The organism is Amycolatopsis sp. lyj-90 (assembly GCF_046549035.1).
Classification (GTDB): domain Bacteria; phylum Actinomycetota; class Actinomycetes; order Mycobacteriales; family Pseudonocardiaceae; genus Amycolatopsis.
Map to the genome: position 1 here is coordinate 402,881 of NZ_JAJPWP010000005.1, position 19,663 is coordinate 422,543.

Annotated in this window: 17 protein-coding genes; 11 read left to right on the forward strand and 6 right to left on the reverse strand. The window is 68.1% G+C overall.

Features of this window, described 5'->3' with window-relative positions; all coding sequences use genetic code 11:
• Positions 1 to 64: 64 nt before the first annotated feature.
• Positions 65 to 1,111, reverse strand: coding sequence for a patatin-like phospholipase family protein (locus ACLJPX_RS21235; protein ID WP_410601611.1), 1,047 nt, complete (start codon positions 1,109 to 1,111; stop codon positions 65 to 67).
• Between the two features lie 54 nt (positions 1,112 to 1,165).
• Positions 1,166 to 1,909, reverse strand: coding sequence for a FadR/GntR family transcriptional regulator (locus ACLJPX_RS21240; protein ID WP_410601612.1), 744 nt, complete (start codon positions 1,907 to 1,909; stop codon positions 1,166 to 1,168).
• 60 nt (positions 1,910 to 1,969) lie between these two features.
• Between ACLJPX_RS21240 and ACLJPX_RS21245 the strand changes: the two genes are divergently transcribed.
• From ACLJPX_RS21245 to ACLJPX_RS21280, 8 genes are read left to right on the forward strand one after another with little or no spacing between them, the layout of a single operon-like run.
• Complete coding sequence (locus ACLJPX_RS21245; RefSeq protein WP_410601613.1) at positions 1,970 to 3,460, forward strand: ABC transporter substrate-binding protein; 1,491 nt, start codon at positions 1,970 to 1,972, stop codon at positions 3,458 to 3,460.
• The gene (locus ACLJPX_RS21250) at positions 3,457 to 4,401 is read left to right on the forward strand and encodes an ABC transporter permease (RefSeq protein ID WP_101611631.1); all 945 of its coding nucleotides are present in this window, start codon (positions 3,457 to 3,459) and stop codon (positions 4,399 to 4,401) included. The genes ACLJPX_RS21245 and ACLJPX_RS21250 overlap by 4 nt, the downstream gene beginning before the upstream one ends.
• Positions 4,401 to 5,213, forward strand: coding sequence for an ABC transporter permease (locus ACLJPX_RS21255; protein ID WP_168214460.1), 813 nt, complete (start codon positions 4,401 to 4,403; stop codon positions 5,211 to 5,213). Before ACLJPX_RS21250 ends, ACLJPX_RS21255 begins: the two co-directional genes overlap by 1 nt.
• Positions 5,210 to 5,956, forward strand: coding sequence for an ABC transporter ATP-binding protein (locus tag ACLJPX_RS21260; RefSeq protein ID WP_410601614.1), 747 nt, complete (start codon positions 5,210 to 5,212; stop codon positions 5,954 to 5,956). The genes ACLJPX_RS21255 and ACLJPX_RS21260 overlap by 4 nt, the downstream gene beginning before the upstream one ends.
• Complete coding sequence (locus tag ACLJPX_RS21265) at positions 5,953 to 6,723, forward strand: ABC transporter ATP-binding protein (RefSeq protein WP_410601615.1); 771 nt, start codon at positions 5,953 to 5,955, stop codon at positions 6,721 to 6,723. The genes ACLJPX_RS21260 and ACLJPX_RS21265 overlap by 4 nt, the downstream gene beginning before the upstream one ends.
• Positions 6,716 to 8,137: an aldehyde dehydrogenase family protein gene (locus ACLJPX_RS21270; RefSeq protein ID WP_410601616.1), complete on the forward strand. Its 1,422-nt coding sequence runs from the start codon at positions 6,716 to 6,718 to the stop codon at positions 8,135 to 8,137. Before ACLJPX_RS21265 ends, ACLJPX_RS21270 begins: the two co-directional genes overlap by 8 nt.
• Positions 8,134 to 8,892 carry an SDR family NAD(P)-dependent oxidoreductase gene (locus ACLJPX_RS21275; protein WP_410601618.1) on the forward strand — a complete coding sequence of 253 codons (759 nt, stop codon included), beginning with the start codon at positions 8,134 to 8,136 and terminating at the stop codon, positions 8,890 to 8,892. The genes ACLJPX_RS21270 and ACLJPX_RS21275 overlap by 4 nt, the downstream gene beginning before the upstream one ends.
• Before the next feature lie 12 nt (positions 8,893 to 8,904).
• Positions 8,905 to 10,284: an amidase gene (locus ACLJPX_RS21280; protein WP_410601619.1), complete on the forward strand. Its 1,380-nt coding sequence runs from the start codon at positions 8,905 to 8,907 to the stop codon at positions 10,282 to 10,284.
• Positions 10,285 to 10,349: 65 nt separating this feature from the next.
• Here the strand turns inward: ACLJPX_RS21280 and ACLJPX_RS21285 are convergent, their stop codons facing one another.
• Both ACLJPX_RS21285 and ACLJPX_RS21290 read right to left on the reverse strand, forming a co-directional pair.
• Positions 10,350 to 11,012, reverse strand: a complete 663-nt coding sequence (locus ACLJPX_RS21285) for a DUF4276 family protein (RefSeq protein ID WP_410601620.1) — start codon at positions 11,010 to 11,012, stop codon at positions 10,350 to 10,352.
• Positions 11,005 to 12,132 (reverse strand): AAA family ATPase, encoded by a 1,128-nt coding sequence (locus tag ACLJPX_RS21290; RefSeq protein ID WP_410601621.1) that lies wholly within the window; start codon positions 12,130 to 12,132, stop codon positions 11,005 to 11,007. The genes ACLJPX_RS21285 and ACLJPX_RS21290 overlap by 8 nt, the downstream gene beginning before the upstream one ends.
• 276 nt (positions 12,133 to 12,408) lie before the next feature.
• Here ACLJPX_RS21290 and ACLJPX_RS21295 point away from each other — a divergent pair, with 276 nt between their 5' ends.
• Positions 12,409 to 13,122 carry a hypothetical protein gene (locus tag ACLJPX_RS21295; protein ID WP_410601622.1) on the forward strand — a complete coding sequence of 238 codons (714 nt, stop codon included), beginning with the start codon at positions 12,409 to 12,411 and terminating at the stop codon, positions 13,120 to 13,122.
• Here the strand turns inward: ACLJPX_RS21295 and ACLJPX_RS21300 are convergent.
• Both ACLJPX_RS21300 and ACLJPX_RS21305 read right to left on the reverse strand, forming a co-directional pair.
• Positions 13,119 to 13,973 carry an HpcH/HpaI aldolase/citrate lyase family protein gene (locus ACLJPX_RS21300; protein WP_101611636.1) on the reverse strand — a complete coding sequence of 285 codons (855 nt, stop codon included), beginning with the start codon at positions 13,971 to 13,973 and terminating at the stop codon, positions 13,119 to 13,121. The genes ACLJPX_RS21295 and ACLJPX_RS21300 overlap by 4 nt on opposite strands.
• Entirely contained in the window at positions 13,970 to 15,040 is a 1,071-nt protein-coding gene (locus ACLJPX_RS21305; RefSeq protein ID WP_101611637.1) for an HpcH/HpaI aldolase/citrate lyase family protein, read from the reverse strand. Before ACLJPX_RS21305 ends, ACLJPX_RS21300 begins: the two co-directional genes overlap by 4 nt.
• A gap of 118 nt (positions 15,041 to 15,158) precedes the next feature.
• Between ACLJPX_RS21305 and ACLJPX_RS21310 the strand changes: the two genes are divergently transcribed.
• Positions 15,159 to 17,375 carry a protein kinase domain-containing protein gene (locus ACLJPX_RS21310; RefSeq protein WP_410601623.1) on the forward strand — a complete coding sequence of 739 codons (2,217 nt, stop codon included), beginning with the start codon at positions 15,159 to 15,161 and terminating at the stop codon, positions 17,373 to 17,375.
• Positions 17,366 to 19,657: a protein kinase domain-containing protein gene (locus ACLJPX_RS21315; RefSeq protein ID WP_410601624.1), complete on the forward strand. Its 2,292-nt coding sequence runs from the start codon at positions 17,366 to 17,368 to the stop codon at positions 19,655 to 19,657. Before ACLJPX_RS21310 ends, ACLJPX_RS21315 begins: the two co-directional genes overlap by 10 nt.
• Positions 19,658 to 19,663 lie beyond the last annotated feature (6 nt).

Below are 19,663 nucleotides of genomic sequence, written 5' to 3' on the forward strand. Positions count from 1 at the left end.
ATGAAAGGCCCGTTACTTGCAAAATTTGCAAGTAACGGGCCTTTCATAGCGTCCGGGGGACCACTCAGCCGACACCCGCGGCAGGGAACGGGAACCCCGCGGGAGCCGCGGCCTCCGGCTCGACCCACTTCCGCATCCCGGCGTCACAAGCCGCGTAACCCCAGTTGATCAGCCGCTCCTGCAGCACTTCCGGCAGCTTCGTCAGCCGCGTCGGGGTTTCCGCCAGCTTGTGCGTGAGCCCGACCGGCGCGGCCAGCGAATCCGCCAGCTCGAAGTTCTCCAGATCGACGTAGGTTCCCCAGTACGTTCCCGCGAAATCCTTCTCCACATAGGACTTCAGCAACGCGCCCCGCCGCAGTTCGCGGACCTGGTTGTCGATCACGTCGAGGACGCGCAACAACTGCCGCCCCCAATCGCTGGGGACCTTCTGCTTGACCTTCATCCGCTTGCCCGCGTCGCTGACCAGCACCGTCGCGCACTGCCCCTCGACGGGGTCCAGGCCGAGGTTGTCGTAGACACCGGCGTCGCTCAGCACGATCTTCTTGCCCGCATCGGCCGAAAGCGGGTCGTGGATGACCACCGGCGAGAGCATCGGAGGGAACGCCGACGACGCGGCCACCGCGGTCGCGAGCGGGATGTTCCCGTGCGGCCCGTGCTGCCGGAAGAACCACCACAGCGCGCCGTCCTGGAGGTTCGTCGCGGTGAAGACGAACTGCGGGCCCGCCGGGTCCAGATCCTCGAGGCAGCAGTCGCCGAACAGGTGTTTCGCGTACACCCGCGCGAGCTCCTCACCGGCACTCCGCCACGGAATGGCCATGGCACGCAAGGTGACCGGGATGTCGAGCCGCGTCCGCGCGAGGTTCCGGACCGGCGCGACGACCTCGTCGTAGAAGTTGTTCGCGGCGCCGTTCTCGAACTTCAGGTCCGACCAAGCGTGCGCGAGCACCCCTGCCGCGATCGAGCCGCCGGAGACGCTGGAGAACGTCGAGATCTTCGACAGCCAGCCGAGTTCGTTGAGCCGCCACAGGGCTCCGGTGTGGAACAACATCGCGCGGTAACCACCGCCGGACAGAGCGAGACCGACTCCCTTACGGGCTGTTGAAGGCTCCATGGCATCCCCCACTTGAGCGAGTGTAGGAGTGAGTCGGCCCGGCGCGACAGAGTGTTACGAAAGAAGTGGCTGTAAGAGACGACGTTGTTCTTCGGGGACGTACTCGGCGTAATTGTCGTACAGCGCCTGTTTCGCCAGCCGCGACGCGCGTTCGCCGTCTGAATCCCGGATCGCTCCGAGTACTTCTTCGTGATGCGTCAGCCAGTTGCGCATCAACGCTGTCCGATCGTCGGCGTGCTCCAGTTTGTCCTCGATGAGTTCCAGCACGACCCCGCGGACGACCTCGCCGCTGATCACCAGCAGCGGATTCCCCGTCGCACGGGCGATGGCTTCGTGGAACGCGACGTCCGCGTGACCGAATTCGGCGAATCCCTTCGCGACGCCCGCGCGCATCGCCTCCAGTGCCGTGTCCAGTTCGGCGAGATGGTCTTCGGTCCTGAACTGCGCGGCGAGCAGATGTGCGGAACCGTCGAGGATCATGCGGAACTGCAGGAGTTCGGAAAGGCCGAGGTGGTCGGCCCGCGCCAGCCGGTGCATGGACCGGTGCAGAACGGCGGGGGAGGCGGCGAGAACTTCGGGACCGCGCGGATCGCCGGGTCGCGAGCGGATCATTTCCGCCGCCTGCAACACCCGCAGCGCCTCGCGCACGGTCGAGCGGCCGACGTCGAACTGGACCATCAGTTCGCGTTCGCTCGGCAGCCGGTCGCCGGGTTTGATCCGGCCGCTGAACACGGCTTCCTCGATCTGTTCGACGACGCGCTGGTACGCGCGGACAGGGGCGACCGGCTCGAATTCCATCTTGACCCTGCCGTCTCGTCTGGTTTACTGGTCAGACCAGTCTACCGGTCAGGGGGCAGGATGAAAGTCCGGATCCGCGCGGCGGCACTCGTGTTGCTGCTGGTGACGTCCGGCTGCTCGGCCGGTTCGAGTGCCACGGTCGCCAAGGATCCCGGCACCCTCGCGGTCGGCTACACCGCCGAACCCGCGAACTTCGACTTCACCCGCACCGACGGCGCCGCCATCCCGCAGGCCTTGCTCTACAACGTCTACGAGGGCCTGGTGAAACTCGACGCGGACGGGCAGATCGTGCCGCTGCTGGCCGAATCGTGGACCATCTCGGAAGACCGCAAGACCTACGACTTCAAGCTGCGCGAGGACGCGAAGTTCAGCAACGGCGCGCCGTTCACGGCCGAGGACGTCAAGTTCTCCCTGATGCGCGTGAAGACCGAGTGGACCGTGTCGATCAAGTCCACAATGGACGTTGTCGACCGGGTCGACGTCGTCGCGCCGGACCACGCGCGGGTCGTGCTCACGAAACCCAGCAACGGCTGGCTGTTCAGCCTCACCAGCAGGCTCGGCGCGATGTTCAGCCCCACCGGCGTCGCGGATCTGGCGAACGAACCGATCGGCACCGGGCCGTTCACGGTGTCCTCGCGCAGGCGCGGCGATTCCATCGTGCTCAAGGAGAATCCGGCGTACTGGGGCCGGAAACCGGCGTACTCCACGGTGGTCCTCAAGTACATCAAGGATCCGACGGCGCTCAACAACGCCTTGCTCAGCAACGGCATCGACGTCATCTCCGCGATCACCGTGCCGGATTCGATCCCGCAGTTCCAGGGCGACGACCGCTTCACCGTCGTCGAGGGCACGACGAACAGCGAGGTCACGCTCGCGTTCAACAACGCCCGGCCGCCCTTGAACGACGTCCGCGTGCGGCGCGCGCTGTCCTACGCGATCGACCGCAAGGCGTTGCTGGACACGGCCTGGGCCGGGCGCGGCACGCTCATCGGCAGCATGGTCCCGCCGACGGATCCCTGGTACGAGGACCTGTCGAACGCGTATCCGTTCGACCCAGTGAAGGCGAAAGCGCTGCTCGCCGAAGCAGGGCAGCCGAATCCGTCGCTGCGGCTGCGGATCCCGAACCTGCCGTACGCCGTCTCGGCCGCGCAGGTGGTGGCGTCGCAACTGGCGGACGTCGGCGTCACGGTGACGATCGAGCCGCTGGACTTCCCGGCGGTGTGGCTCAAACAGGTCTTCACCGACCGCGACTACGACCTCTCGATCATCCAGCACGTCGAGGCGCGCGACATCGTCACCTTCGGCAGGCCGAAGTACTACTGGGGTTACGACGGCAAGCCGGTCCAGCAGGACTTGGCGAAGGCCGACGCCGGAACGCCCCAGGAGCAGGTCGAGGCGATGCGGCGGGTCGCGCGGCAGCTGTCCGAAGACGCCGCGGCGGACTGGCTCTTCCTGTTCCCCAACGTGATCGTGGCGAAGGAGAAGGTGACCGGGTTCGTGCGCAACCAGGTCAGCGAGTCCTTCGACCTCACGGGATTGGCACCGCGATGACGGTCAAGATCGTGCGCCGTCTGGCGATCCTCGTGGCCAGTGTGCTGGTCGCGTCCCTCGTGGTGTTCCTGTTCATGGCCGTCCTGCCGGGTGATCCGGCGCAGGTCGCGCTCGGCGTCAACGCGACACCGGAACTGATCGCGAAGACGCGCGCCGAATTCGGCATCGACCGGCCGTTGGTGACGCAGTACTTCGACTGGATCGGTGGGGTCCTGCACGGCGACTTCGGCCGTTCGTACGTCACCCGCGAGGAGATCGGGCCGGCGCTGACCGACCGGCTCGGTGTCACGTTGTGGCTGGTCGGGGCCGGGATGCTGGTGGCGCTGCTGATCGCCGTCCCGGCGGGGACGTTCGCCGCCGTGCGGCACCGGAAGGCGGGCGGCGCCGCGGTTTCCGGGCTCTCGCAGATCGGCGTCGCGATCCCCGCGTTCCTCGCGGGCATCATCCTCGTGCAGGTCTTCGCGGTGCAGTTGCGCTGGCTGCCTTCCGGTGGCTGGACGCCGCCGGTGCAGGATCCCGGCGAATTCCTCCGCGGTCTCGTCCTCCCGGCGTTGTCGCTGGGACTCGTGCAGGGCGCGGTGCTCACGCGCTACGTGCGGTCCGCGGTGCTCGACACGCTCGGGCAGGACTACCTGCGCACCGCGCGGTCCAAAGGACTCCGGCCGTTCCAGGCGTTGTTCCGGCACGGTCTGCGCAACGCCGCCGTGCCGGTGGTGACGGTGCTCGGCCTGCAACTGGCGACGCTGCTGATCGGCGCCGTCGTCGTCGAGCGCGTGTTCGTCCTGCCGGGGCTGGGCAGCATGCTGCTCGACTCGGTGGCGTCGCGGGATCTGCTGTCCGTGCAGGGGATCGTGCTGGTCCTGGTGGTCGGCGTGCTGCTGGTGAACTTCGTGGTCGACGTCCTCTACACGGTGCTCGACCCGAGATTGCGGGGTTCCTGATGCGCAATCGCAGTCTCGTGATCGGCGGTGTCCTGGTCGCGCTGATCGTGCTCGCCGCGCTCCTTTCGTTCGTGTGGACGCCGTTCGACCCGGTCCGGGTCGACGCGCCCAACCGGCTTCACGACTTCAGCGGCGCCAATCTCCTGGGCACGGACAGCTTCGGCCGCGACGTGCTCAGCCAGCTCATGGTCGGCGCCCGGACCACGCTGTACGTCGGCGTGGTCGCGGTCGGGATCGCCGCGCTGATCGGGACGCCGCTGGGCATCCTCGCCGGGATGTCGTCGCGGTGGCTCGGCGAGTTCGTCATGCGCGTCAACGATCTCGTGCTCGCGTTCCCCGCGTTGCTGCTGGCGATCATGTTCGGCGCGGTGTTCGGGGCCGACACGCTGACCGCGATGGTGGCGATCGGCATCGCGACCATCCCGTCGTTCGCACGGATCGCGCGTTCCGGGACGCTGCAGGTGATGAGCAGCGAATTCGTGCTGGCCGCGCGGTCGGCCGGTCGCTCGCGGCTGAACATCGCGGCGCGGCACGTGCTGCCGAACATCTCCGGAATGCTGATCGTGCAGGCGTCGGTGTCGTTCGCGATCGCGGTGCTCGCCGAAGCGGCGTTGTCGTTCCTCGGGTTCGGCACGCGGCCGCCGACGCCGTCGTGGGGCCGGATGCTGCAGGAATCCCAGGTGTTCCTGACCCTGCACCCGCGGCTCGCGCTCGTGCCCGGCGTCGCGATCGCCATCGCCGTCCTCGGGTTCAACCTGCTCGGTGACGGCCTCCGCGATCGGCTCGATCCCCGATTGGCGGCGCGGCTATGACCCTCGAAGTCCACGGCCTCGGCATCGGTGACCTGGTCCGCGGCGTCTCGTTCGACATCGCGCGGGGTGAGCGCGTCGGGTTGATCGGCGAGTCCGGTTCCGGGAAGTCGTTGACGGCGTTGTCGATCATGGGTCTGCTGCCCGAAGAACTCGCCGCGTCCGGTTCGGTGAAGCTCGACGGCCGCGAGTTGCTGACCGCGTCGGAGAAGGAACTGTCGCGGCTGCGCGGCAACGAACTGTCGATGGTGTTCCAGGAACCGATGACAGCGCTGAACCCGGCGATGCGGGTCGGCGCGCAGGTGGCCGAGCCGATGCGGATCCACCGCGACCGCGGGAATCACCGCGCTTCGGCGGAGGCGTTGCTGGATTCCGTCGGCCTGCCAGGGACTTTCCGCGCGTATCCGCATCAGCTGTCCGGCGGGCAGCGGCAACGCGTCGTCCTCGCGATCGCGCTGGCCAACGACCCGAAGCTGCTGATCTGCGACGAGCCGACGACCGCGCTGGACGTCACCGTGCAGGCGCAGATCCTCGAACTGATCCTCGACGGCGTCCGCGAGCGGGAGAGCGCGCTGCTGTTCATCACGCACGACCTCGCCGTGGTGGCGTCGGTGTGCGAGCGGGTGCTGGTGATGCTGGACGGCGAGATCGTCGAGGCAGGCACCACCCGCGACGTCCTCACCGCGCCGAAGCACGAGTACACGCGGAAGCTTTTGGCCGCTTCGGATCTGGAGGCGAGCCGATGATGATCGAAGTCCGCGACCTGGAACGCCACTACACGCGCCGCGATGTCCATGCTTTGCGCGGCGTTTCGTTCGACGTCGAGGCTGGTCAGCGCTTCGGGATCGTCGGCGAGTCGGGTTCGGGGAAGTCCACCTTGGTCCGATTGCTGGCCGCGTTGGACAAGCCGACGGCGGGCAGCGTCTCGTTCCAGGGCAAACGCGTCGACACCCTGCCCGAACGGAAACTCGGCTTCCTGCGATCGGAACTGCAGATCGTCTTCCAGGATCCGATGGGCTCGCTCGATCCGCGGATGCGGGTGCGCGACATCATCTCCGAGCCTTTGGGGCGCCGGGATCCGGCACGGGTTTCCGAGCTGTTGAAAGCCGTCGGCCTGCCCGAAGACGCCGCCGGCCGGTACCCGCACCAGTTCTCCGGCGGGCAACGGCAACGCATCTCGATCGCGCGGGCGCTCGCGCCGAATCCGAGCGTTCTCATCGCGGACGAACCGGTCAGCGCGCTGGACGTCTCGGTGCGGAAGCAGATCCTCGACCTGCTCGCGTCGCTGGTCGAGCTGTACTCGCTGACGCTGATCTTCGTCTCGCACGATCTCGGCGTGGTGCGGCACGTGTGCGACCGGGTCGCGGTCATGCGGCGCGGGGAGATCGTCGAGATGGGTGACGTCGACCAGGTCTACGACGCGCCGGAGCACGAATACACCAGGGAGTTGCTGGCGGCCGCGCCGAATCTGCGCGCCGAACTGACGAGGTTGCGGGGAGGCGACGATGCTTGAGTACCCGGAGGGACTGCCCATCGGCGGCGGCTGGGTGTCCACTGTGGACACCGAGCCGGTGACGTTCCCCTACGACGGGAGCGAGATCGGCCGGGCGCCGGTCGGGACGCCGGAGCTGGCGACGCGGGCGATCGACGAAGCCGTCGCGGTGTTCAAGCAGGTCGCGGCCTTGCCTTCGCGTACCCGGCGCACGCTTTTGAACGACGTCGCCGCGGCTCTCGAAGCGCGTCGCGAGGACTTCGAGCGGCTGTTGGTTTTGGAGACCGGCAAGCCGCTGGTGGATTGCCGCGTCGAGGTCGCCCGCACGATCGTCACCTGGCAAGCCGCCGCCGAAGAGGTCTCGCGGCTGCACGGCGAGACTGTGCCCCTCGATCTGCTGCCGTCCGGCGACGGTCTGGTCGGATTCTGGAAACGCAAGCCGATCGGCGTCGTGGTCGGGATCGCCGGGTTCAACTATCCGCTGCTGCTGGCGTCGCACAAGATCGCGCCCGCCATCGCCGCGGGCTGCCCGGTGGTGGTGAAACCCGCGCCGCAGACACCGCTCGCGACGTTGTGGCTCGTGCACCTCGTGCGCTCGCTGACCGACCTGCCCGCGATGGTCCAGCTGGTCACCGGGGACGCGGCCGTCGGCTCGGCGCTGGTCACGGACCGGCGGGCGGGTGCGGTGTCGTTCACCGGATCCGCGCTGGTCGGACACCGGATCGCACGCGACGCGGCGCCCACGAAGACGTTGCTGGAGCTGGGTTCCAATGCCGCGCTGGTGGTCGCGGAGGACGCCGATCTCGACGCGGCCGCGGACGCCGTGCTGCGCGGCGGGTTCTACGCGTCCGGCCAGGCGTGCATCTCGGTGCAGCGGGTGCTGGTCGTCGACGCCGTCGCCGAGGAGTTCACCGAACGGGTGCTGGCCAGGCTCGGCGAAGTCGTCGCCGGTGATCCCCGCGACGAGAAGACGCGGGTCTCGGCGCTGATCGACCCGGGATCGACCAGGCGTGTCCAGGAGTGGGTCGACAAGGCGACTTCGGCGGGGGCGCGGCTGTTCGGCGGCGGTGCCGACGGCACCGTGCTGCGGCCGACGGTGCTGCTCGACGTGCCCGACGGCCTCGAATGCTGGGACGAGGAGATCTTCGGCCCGGTCGTCTGCATCCGCCGGGTGTCCTCTGTGGACGAAGCTTTCGAGGCGGTCAACGCGTCGCGCTACGGCTTGCACGCTTCTGTGTTCAGCACGTCCTTGAAGACCGCGTTCCGTGCGCTCGACGAGCTCGACGTCGGCGGAGTGGTGGTCAACGAGGTGCCCGGTTTCCGGTCCGACACCATGCCGTACGGCGGCGTGAAGGACTCCGGGATCGGGCGGGAAGGGCCGCGGTTCGCGGTCGAAGAACTGACCGTGACGAGGATGGCGGTGCTGCGACCTTGAGTTACGACAACCTGTTCCGGCTCGACGGACGGCGGGCCGTGGTGCTCGGCGGAGGAAGCGGGATCGGTCGCGAAGCCGCGAAGGCGCTGGCCGCGCACGGTGCCGAAGTGATCGTCGCGGACCGTGACGTCGCCGCGGCGAAGGAGACCGGCGCGGGGGAGGCGTACGAGATAGACCTGCTCGAGTCCGGCGCTGCCGCACGGGCGGCCGCGGAACTCGGCGAGCTCGACGTCGTCGTGCTGACCGCCGCGACCAACGTGCGCAAACGCCTGCTGGAGTACTCGCGCGAAGAATTCGACCGGGTGATCGCGCTGAACCTCGGCGCGACGTTCGAGGTCGTCCGCGCGTTCGGTGCGGGCATGGTCGAGCGCGGGCGGGGCAGCATCATCGGCTTCTCCTCGATCCGCGGTACCACCGTCGAGCCGGGGCAGGGCCCGTACGCGGCGACGAAAGCCGGCCTCGTGCAGCTTTTCCGCACGGCCGCGGCGGAGTTCGGCCCGGCCGGGGTGCGGGTCAACGCGATCGCACCCGGCGTCGTCGAAACCCCGCTCACCGCGCAGATCAAGGCGAATCCGGCCTGGTACGACGCCTACGCGACCAAGGGCGCGCTCGGCCGCTGGGCGCGCCCGGACGAACTCGCGGGCGCCGTCGTCTACCTCGCCTCGGACGCGTCGTCGTTCGTGACCGGCTCCGTGCTGGCGGTGGACGGCGGCTGGACCGCGGTCGACGGCCGCTTCGAACCGCCCGCGACGTAAGGAGCCTTTGCCGTGCCGGAGTTGCCAGACCTGACCGCCGTCGAACTGGTCGCCGAGTACCGCGCGAAAACTCTGTCGCCGGTCGAGGTCACCGAAGCGGTCCTCGCCCGTGTCGAGGCGCGTGAACCCGAACTGCACGCGCTCTACGCGTACGACCCGAGCGGCGCACGTGAAGACGCGAAGGCGTCCGAAAGCCGCTGGCACGCCGGGGAACCGCTCGGCCCCATCGACGGCGTTCCCTTGACGCTCAAGGAGAACATCGCGACCCGCGGTACGCCGGTCCCGCTCGGCACGGCCGCTTCTTCGCTGGTCCCCGCGCCCGAAGACGCCCCGGCGGGCGCCCGCGTGCGCGAGTCCGGCGGGGTCCTGCTGGGCAAGACCACCATGCCGGACTACGGGATGCTGACGTCCGGGCTGTCGAGTTTCCACACCGCGTCGCGGAATCCGTGGGACACCACGCGTACGCCCGGCGGTTCCAGCGCCGGTGCCGGTTCGGCGGCCGCCGCGGGCTACGGCCCGCTGCACGTCGGTACCGACATCGGCGGCTCGATCCGGTTGCCCGCCGGATGGTGCGGCCTGGTCGGGCTGAAGCCGAGTTTCGGCCGGGTACCGGTGGATCCGCCGTTCCTCGGCCGCGTCGCCGGGCCGATGACGCGGACCGTCGCCGACACCGCGCTGCTGATGAGCGTTCTGTCCGGTGTGGACGGTCGCGATCACCTCTCGCTGCCGCCGTCGTCGCTCGACTGGACTTCGCTGTCGGCCGACGTCAAAGGCCTGCGGATCGGACTGCACCTCGACCCGGGCGTCGGACTCCCGGTCTCGCCCGAGACGATCAGCGCCGTCACCGAAGCCGCGCGGCTGTTCGAAACCGCGGGCGCGGTGGTGGAGCCGGTTTCGCCGTTCCTGCGCCGCGAAATGCTCGACGGGCTCGACACCTTCTGGCGCGTCCGCGCCTGGTCGGACATGTCGGTGCTGCCCGAGGATCGCCGCGCGAAGGTCTTGCCGTACATCGCCGACTGGGCCGCCGGCGGCGCCGACGTCAGCGGTGTCGAGGCCTATCGCGGCTTTGCGCAGATCGACGCCATCGCCGTCGCGACCCTGCGCGAGACCGAACGCTTCGACGTCGTCCTGTCACCGACCTGCCCGGTCTCGGCCCCGCCCGCAGAGTGGCCTTCGCCGACCAACGACCCGCGCCGCCCGTTCGAGCACATCGCGTTCACCGTGCCGTACAACATGTCCGGCCAGCCCGCGGTCTCGATCAACTGCGGCCACACGAGCGACGACCAGCCCATCGGCCTCCAGATCAGCGGCCGCCGCTTCGCCGACCTCGACGTCCTTCGCGCCGCTGCCGCCTACGAAACCCTTCGCCCCACTCCACGCCCCTGGCCCTGACCGCGTTTCGTCCTCTAGTTGCGATCCTTGCCCACGCAACGACCGCAACTAGAGGACGAATTGCGTCAAACCCTGGAGCCGAGTTCGGCCAGCCAGGCGGCGAAGTGTGGGCACTGAGCCGCCAAGCCCTCGATGCCCAGGTCCGCGATCGCCAGCGGTCCTTCGAGGGTCTTCACATACCCAGGGCAATACCTGGCGAGGCGTTTCGAGGGCGCGTTCTTCGGGTCGTCGTTGACGAGTTCCGGCCCACCGGCTTCGGCGCAGTCCTGCTTGATCCGCTCGGCCACCGCAGGGTCGTCGCGTAGGTCGGCGAGCTGATCACCTGCGGCGAACACCCAGGACTCCAGCTCGTGTTGCACGAGATGGGGCACGAACCGGTGGTCGCCGATAGCGGCTTTCAACGCCTCTTCGACGTATTCGACCTTGGCGGTGGCTGCCCCCGCCGGACGAGTGGCCATTCCCGGCGCGTCAGCGGGGAAGCCGTAGTAGTCGAACAGTGTCGTCAGCATGGTGAGACGGGGACTGGCGAGCAGTTCCTTGATCTCCCGGTGCAGCTTCGGCCATGACGAGACGCCGCCGCGGTAGGTCATGGAAGACGTATGGGTGCGAACCGTCGAATAGGTGACGAGCCAGCCTTGGCGCTGCAGGTGATCGGAGAGCACATCACGGACGACGGTCGCCTCGGTCTGGCCTTCCACCAACAGGTGCAGACGCTTTTGATCAGGCATCGAGAACGCTGCCCAGCGATCCCGGCTGACCGCCGATGATGTTCTTTTCCCAGAGTTCGCCGAGCGAGTACTCGTCGAGCCAGTTCTCCAGGGCTGCTTTGTTCGGCCGGGTGAAGACCGAATTCCCGTCTCGCTGTTCGACGACGATCAGGTCTTCGGCGGAGAATTGGTTCATCAACGTCACCGACTGGGTCGCTATCAGGACCTGACTGCGGGTCGAGGTCAAGCGCAACATGTCCGCCAACTGGACGATGGCCACCGGGTGCAGGCCGAGTTCCGGCTCGTCGAGTACGACGAGCGCCGGGAGCTCCGGCTGAAGCAACAACGTGGCCAGGCAGACGAAACGCAGAGTGCCGTCGGACATCTGGTTCGCCGAGAAGATGGTTTCCGAATTCTGTCGCCGCCAGCGAAGCAGGATGCGGTCGGTGCTGTCCGGCTGGAGGACGAAGTCGCGAAAGAAAGGGGCGACGATCCGGATCGCGCCGACGATCCGGCGATACGCGACCTTGTCCGCCCGGTCCGAACTGTCCCGTAGTCGCAGCAGGACCGCGGCGATGTTTCCGGCATCCGCACGCAGCGCGAGGTTGTCGGCGGTCGGAGTCAACCGCTTGACTGGCGCATCGACGCTGGTGTCGTGGAAGTGGTAAACGCGACAGCCCTGGAGCAGCTCGATGATGTGCGAAGCAACCGAATTCGCCCCGCGCTCGTCCGCTGCGTCGTTGAGGCGACTCTCCCGGTGCCCGCGGCCGATCGATTTCGTCCAGGGCTGTTCATGGCCGGGGCCGTGGTACGAGATCACTTCTTCGTCGAAGATCAGCTCTTCGCTCGGTGCGGCCGCGAGGTGCGCCTGGTAACTGTTGGGCGGCGCCTCCAGCTTCAGGCTGATCCGCAGGGTGTCGACGGCGTCGTTGATCAGTGCCGAAGCACCGCCGTTGCGGCCGACGAACAGGTTCAGCAGGTCCTCGCTGATCCGGCCCAGCAACTCGAAGGCCTGGACGAAGTTGCTCTTGCCCGCGCCGTTCGCGCCGATCAGCACGTTCATCGCGCCGAGTTCGACCCGCGCCGACCGGATCGAGGTGAAGCCCTCGATCTCGATCGACGTCAGCTGCTGGCCAGTCATGAGCACAGCTTAGGCAATCGTCTGCGAAAGTTGACGATTCGCTCGTTCGTGCAAGCCCCGAGCCCCCGCAACTAGAGGACGAAACGCGGTCAGGTGCCGATCCGGCGGCACAACGCTCTGCTCATCTTTGCCTTGCCTGTCGGCAACAGAAAAGATCAAAGCCCCGGTGACATGACCAGCAGGTCAGGGGCCATCCGGGGCTATTCGCTGACAAGCATAACAGATTCGCCGACCACTTGAGAGTGACAGCGAATCCCTCATCGGGGAGCTACGAGCATGACGAGCGCTGGTGCGGGGGACTGGATCGAAACCTGGCTGTCGAGGCCAAGGTTCGAGGTCTACCTGCGAGCGGCGAACCAGGATCGAGCGCTGGCCGTGCGCTTGTACGAATGGAACACGGCGGTATCCGCGGCGTTCCATCACGACCTGTCGCACTTGGAAGTCGCCTTGCGCAACACCTATGACCGGGCACTGGGTCACGCAGTCGAGGCGGGGAAGCCGCACTGGGTCTTCCAAGCGACGGTGATCTTTCCGACGCGGTGGCAGAAGGCCGCGAACGGCACGCGGTACGACGTCAACGAGACAAGCCGAAGGCTGCTTGCCGAAGCCATCAAGAACGCGACCCCGAAGGTCAAGCACCCCTGCGGTTCGGAAAAGCGACCGTCACCGTCGCCCGGGAAGGTGATCGCCGAACTCAGCTTCGGCTTCTGGCGATACCTGTCCGCGAGACGTCATCACGACCCGCTGTGGATTCCGTACCTGCACCTGGCTTTTCGTGCCGGTACCGATCGCCGTGACGTCGACAGGCACGTAGAGCGCCTGCACCGGCTTCGCAACCGCGTCGCTCACCACGAGCCGCTTCTCGCTGTCGACCTGCGGGGGCACTGGGAGGACGTCCGAAGTCTCGCCCTTCTGATCTCCCCGCAGGTCGCCGCCTACATCACGGCCAACAGTCCGTGTTCGCGGCTGTTGGCCACACGTCCCTGTTAGTCACCGATCGCCTCGGCGAGTGCCAGGATCCGCCGCGCGTTGTCCACGTGCAGGTTCTCGATCATCCGCCCGTCCACGGTCACGACGCCCTGCCCGGCCGCCTTGGCCTCTTCGAACGCCGAGATGATCTTGCGCGACCGCTCGATCTCCTCCTTGGACGGCGCGAAGATCCGGTTGCACGGCTCCAGCTGTGCCGGGTGGATCAACGTCTTGCCGTCGAAGCCGAACTGGCGCCCCTGCAGGCACTCCGCCTCGAAGCCTTCGAGGTCCTTCACATCGTTGTAGACGCCGTCGAGGATCGCCTTGCCAGTCGCCCGCGCGGCCAGCAGCGCCAGCGAAAGCCCGCCCAGCAGCGGCGCCCGGCCGGGGACGAACTCGGCGTGCAGCTCCTTCGCCAGGTCGTTCGTGCCCATCACCAGCACGGTCAGCCGCTCGGACGCCGAAGCGATCTCCTCGGCGTGCAGCATCGCGACCGGGGTTTCGACCATCGCCCAGATCTTCGTGTGCTCCGGCGCGCCGCCGAGTTCCAGCGCGCGCTCGATGTTGTGCACTTCGGCCGCGGAGTTCACCTTCGGCACCACGATCGCGGCCGGGCCCGCCTGCGCGGCGGCGCGGAGGTCCGCGTCGTGCCATTCGGTGTCGAGGCCGTTGACGCGGATGGTCACCTCGCGCTCGCCGTACTCCTTCGACGACGCGGCGGCGCAGACCCGCTCGCGAGCGGCTTCCTTCGCGTCGGGCGCGACGGCGTCTTCGAGGTCGAGGATGAGCGCGTCGGCGTCGAGCGTCTTCGCCTTTTCCAGCGCTCTTTCGTTGGCGCCCGGCATGTAGAGGACGGAACGTCGGGGATTCATGCTTGAGCCTCCTGAGTGGCCGCGTCGTAGGCGGCGGCGAGTTCGGGGTCGTCGGCGGCCAGGGCGTCGGCGAGTTCGGCGACCACCCGGCACTGCTTCACCGAGGCGTCGTCCTGCATCTTCCCGTCGATCATCACGGCGCCGGTGCCGTCACCCATCGCGGCGATCACGCGCCGCGCCCAAGCCACGTCTTCAGGGGAAGGCGAGAACACCTTCTTGGCGATGTCGATCTGCACCGGGTGCAGGCTCCAGGCACCCACGCAGCCGAGCAGGAACGCGTTGCGGAACTGGTCTTCACAGGCCACGACGTCGCGGATGTCGCCGAACGGCCCGTAGAACGGCAGGATCCCGTTCGCCGCGCAGGCGTCGACCATCCGCGCGACCGTGTAATGCCAAAGATCCTGCTGATACGTCGTGCGTCCCTCGTTCAGGTCCTCGCCGGTCGGGTCGGTGCGCACCAGGTAGCCGGGGTGCCCGCCACCCACCCGGGTGGTCTTCATCCGGCGGCTCGCGGCGAGGTCGGCCGGGCCGAGCGAGATGCCCTGCATCCGCGGGCTCGCGCCGGCGATCTCCTCGACGTTCGCGACACCGCTGGCGGTCTCCAGGATCGCGTGCACCAGCAGCGGTTTCGTCAGGCCCGCCCGCGCTTCGAGCTGCGCGAGCAGCCTGTCGACGTAGTGGATGTCCTGAGCGCCTTCGACCTTCGGCACCATGATCACGTCGAGCTTGTCGCCGATCTCGGTGACCAGCGTGATCAGGTCGTCGAGCACCCACGGCGAGTCGAGGCTGTTGACGCGGGTCCACAGCTGCGTCTTGCCGAAGTCGGTCGCCTTCGCGATGGCGACGAGCCCGTTCCGCGCGGCCTCCTTGCGGTCGGCGCGCACGGCGTCCTCGAGATTCCCGAGCAGGACGTCGACCTTCTTGGCGAGGTCCGGGACCTTGGCCGCCATCTTTTCGTTGCTGGGGTCGAAGAAGTGGATCATCCGCGAAGGAGGCACGGGGATCTGGCGGAGCGGTTCCGGCGCCCCCACCGCGAGCGGGGCGAAGAAATCCTTCGGCGAACGCATCGTTCCTCCATCGCAACGGGCTAAGTGACCGACGAGTAACCCTAAACCCGGAAGGCGGGGAACCGCTGCGGCGCAGCTCACCTCCAAGGGGACACGATCGGGAATCGCGGAGGAATCTGTGGACGACTGGGCCTTGCCGGGTTTCACCGAGATGGGGTCGCTGGGCGAAGGTGGGTTCGGGCGTGTCGTACTGGCACGCCATGACGAATCTGCCCAGGTCGTGGCCATCAAATACCTGTACACACGGTTCGCGGCGGACCCGCAAAGGCTGGCCGAGTTCCGTCATGAGGCGCAGGTCCTGAGCCGTGTTTCGGGGCCGCATATCGCCCGTCTGCACCAGTTCGTGGAGACCCCACAAGGTGCCGCCATCATCATGGAAGCGGTTCACGGAATCTCCCTGAAAGAGATCCTCGGCCGCCAGGAGAAACTCGAGCCCGAAGCCGCGCTGGCCATCCTCAAGGGCTCGCTGCTTGGCCTCGCCGGCGCCCACGCCGCGGGGACCGTCCACCGCGACTACAAACCGGCCAACGTCCTGGTCACCCGAGAGGGTCAGAGCAAGCTCGTCGACTTCGGTATCGCCGTGCTCGCCGGGCAGGCCGGGGTCGCCGCGGGCACGCCCGCGTACATGGCGCCCGAGCAGTGGGCGGGCGGGATCGCCACCCCCGCGACCGACGTCTACGCCGCGACCTGCGTGTTCTTCCAGTGCGTCGCCGGGCACAAGCCGTATGAGGCCGAACAGACCGAAGTGCTGCGCACGCTGCACGAATACGCGCCGATCCCGTTCGGCGAGGTTCCCGAACCGGTCCGCGACCTCATCGCGCGTGGGATGGCGAAGGACGTCGCCCAGCGGCCGTCGGGGGCGGCCGAGTTCGTCACCGAACTGGAGTCGTCCGCGAGGAAGGCGTACGGCGACGACTGGGAGCGCAACGGCTGGCACTGGCTCGCGAAGGGCGCCGGTGTCCTGGTCGCCCTGTCCCCGCTGGCCCTGCTCGGAGCCGGGACCGCCGCCGCGCCGGTCATCGCGGGCGGCGCGGCGGGCGGTGTCGCGGCGACCACCGGCGGCGGGATCGCGCTCGGCCTCAAGGTGACCGCCGCGATCGCCGCCGTCACCGCGGCCGCCGTCGGCACGGTCGTGGTGGTCAACTCCGGCGGCGACGACCCGGCGCCGCCGATCACGACGACGCTCGCCGCGCTGAAGGTCGATCTGCTCACCCGGACCGAGAAGCTCGACGGCTTCGACTACAACGGCAAGTACGTCCGGATCAGCGGGCTGAAGGACAAGGCCGTGGAGGAACGGGTCAACAAGGCGCTGATGGCGCCGATCGACGACTGGCTCACCACCCTCTGGTCACCGGGCAACCCGCCGGAGAAGGAGCCCGACGGCGACATCCCGCACATGTCCACCACGGCCGAGGTCCTGCGTCAGGACGACAAGCTGCTTTCGGTCGTCTACGAACGCTCGGTCGAAACGGTGCAGCTCGGGAATCACGGCCCCTACGACGTCCGCACCCTCGTGATCGACCTGTCCGGCGGTGACGTGATCTCGACCGAGCATCTGTTCGACGACGTCGAGGGCAACGCCGAGCGGATGCTGAAGCTGGAGAACACGTTCTACGCCTCGGCCAAACCGGGTGAGTGTTTTTCCGAGCCGCCGTCGCGGCCGGAGCATCTTCCCGTCCGGTCGATGTCGGGCCCGAACGCCGAAGACAGGGCGATCGTGCAAGCGGCACCCGCGACGAGCGGGATGGTCTTCCACGTCAGCGCTTACGTGCTCGGGTACGCGATGGCCTGCAGCCCGACGACGGTCACCGTCCCCTACGACCGGCTGGTCGATCTGCTGAGTCCCAAGGTCAAGAAGCTGCTGGGCGACACACCGGCGCAACGGACCAAAGAGGACAACGTCGGCGCCTTCACCATCACCACGCCGGAAAAATGGAAGCTGCTGTCCGATGCGACACCCGAGCGCCAACTGGTGACCGCCGATCAGTGCACGGGTGCGCAGTGCGCGAGCGTCCTTTTCAGCGACAACTCGCGGGTCGACCCGGCCACTCCGGCGTATGAACCGGGCAGGCCGTACAACCGCTCGACCGGTCCGCGTCCGTGTCCTTCCATCGGGGCACCCGGCGAAACGCAGGGCTCGCCCGTCCTGGAGAAGAAGGAGCTCCGGCCGATCGGGACGAAGAAGGCCGCCTACGAGGAATGGCGGCTCACGTGCTCCGGAGGCGGGATCGTTACCCAGCGGGTGTGGTTCCTGCCGAAAACGCAGCTCGTGGTCGTCGACGAGTGGAACACTCCAGGTCTCGACAAGATTCTGGAAGAGGCACGGTGGCCGTGAACATCAACGAGGCGAGCGATGAGTGGAGGCTGCCCGGCTTCACCGAGCTGGAGCAGCTCGGCACGGGCACCTTCGGCCGCGTGGTGCTCGCGCGCCAGGACAACACCGGCCACGTCGTCGCGGTCAAGTACCTCTTCTCCCGCTTCGCCACCGACCCCGCGTATTTGAGCGCGTTCCGCCAGGAGGCGCTGGCGCTGCACCGGGTGTCGAGCCCGCATGTCGTGAAGCTGTACGAGTTCTTCGAGACGCCGCAGGGCGCGGCGATCGTGATGGAGGCGATCAACGGCGTCTCGCTGCGGTCGGTGCTGCAGGCCGAAGGCGCCCTCGAACCCGAAGCCGCGCTCGCGGTGCTCAAGGGTTCGTTGCTCGGGCTGGCCGCGGCGCACTCCGCCAACGTCGTCCACCGGGACTACAAACCGGGCAACGTCCTCGTCGCCGGCACCGGCGAGAGCAAACTCGTCGACTTCGGCACGGCCGTCCTCGCCGGTGAACGGGGCCCGGCCGTCGGCACCCCGGCGTACATGGCGCCCGAGCAGTGGTCAGGCGGGCAGGCCACCCCGGCCACCGACGTCTACGCCGCGACCTGCGTGTTCTTCCAGTGCGTCGCCGGGCATCGGCCGTATCAGGCCGACGACACCGAAGTGCTGCGCACGCTGCACGAACACGCGCCGATCCCGTTCGGTGAAGTACCTCAGCCGGTGCACGAGATCGTCGCGTTGGGGATGGCGAAGGAGCCGTCGAAACGGCCGGTCGACGCGCTCATGTTCGTCGCGGAGCTGGAACGCGTCGCCCGGGCGGGTTACGGCGACGACTGGGAGCGCAAGGGCTGGTCACGGCTGGCGAAGGCGACCGGCGTCCTCGTCGCGGTGACGCCGCTGGCCCTGCTCGGTGCCGGGACGGCGGCCGCACCCGGGGTCGCCGCCGCCGGAACGGGCGCGGTGGCCGCGTCGACCGGCGGGATCGCGGCCGGGTTGAAGATCGCCGTCGGCGTCGTCGCGGCGACGGCCGCGGTGGTCGGCTCGGTGGTCGTCTTCTCCGACCCGAGCAGTCCGCCGCCGCCGCAGTCGCCGCCGACCAGTCAGCAGGCCGTCGCGCTCAAGGTCGCGATGAAGACCCGCACCGGACCGGTGCCCGGCACCACCCTCCAGTTCCAAGGGCAGTATCCGGAGGTGACCGGCGGACCCGACCAGGCCTGGTCGAAACGGGTCAACGACGCCTTGACCGCGCCGATCGACGAGTGGAACCGGGAGACGGGACCGGGCGCGGCGGAGCTGGCGGCCGAGCACGGCGGCGGCCCCTACGTACTCACCACCAAGGTCGAGGTGCGGATGCAGACCGAGAAGTACCTCTCGGTGCGCTACGAACACGGCCTCGAAAACGCTCCGCATCCGACTTGGAACATGGGCCGCTCCGCCGTGTTGATCGACCTGACCGGCGGTAACCCCGTCGCGCCCGCGGATCTGTTCCGCCCCGGGATGTTCTCGGATCAGGGGATGCTGGCACTCAGCGACCTGCTCTGGCCCGATCACGACCAAGGGTGCGGACTGAAGACCTGGACCCCGATCAAGCCCGCCGACCTGGCCGGGCCGGGGGAACGCAAGGTGTTCCCCACCTTCACGCCCGCCGAGGTCGAGCTCACGATCAACTTCAACCGGCTCGGTTTCGAGACCGCCTGCGGCGTCCAGACGATGACGCTCCCGTACGACCAGCTGTCCGATCTCCTGAACCCCGAACTCGTCGCGGGGCTGACCGGTGGAAAGACCGCGAAGGGGACTTCGGCGCCGCCACCCGCGCAAGGACTCACCGACGTCTCGGTCGGCGCGCTGACATTGCACCTGCCGTCGGGCTGGTCCGTCCAGGCGCAAGGGCTGGAGAAGGTGATCGTCGCCCCGGGCTGCCCGGACCCGAAGAAGTACTTCAACTGCAAGTACGTCCTGGTCACGGACAACGCGCAGGAATCGGCGGAGCAGCCGGCCTACCGGCCGGGCGAGTTCTACCGGCGCAGCGCGGGCGGCCGGGCCTGCAACGCCGCCGGGCGCAAGGACCTCCGCCAAGAGGGTGACGCGGCGAAGACGACTTCCGCCACCGCACCGGTGGGCGGGGCGACGGCGGCCTACGAGGAGTGGACGATCCAGTGTGTTCCTCGTGGACAGACGGGGGGAAGCGGCGACGCTCGAGTGACCCAGCGGATCTGGTTCGTTGCGGACAGGCAAATCGCGGTGATGGACGAGTGGCGGACACCGGGCGTCGAGGAACTGCTCCGCACCGCGACGGTCTCATGACCTTGA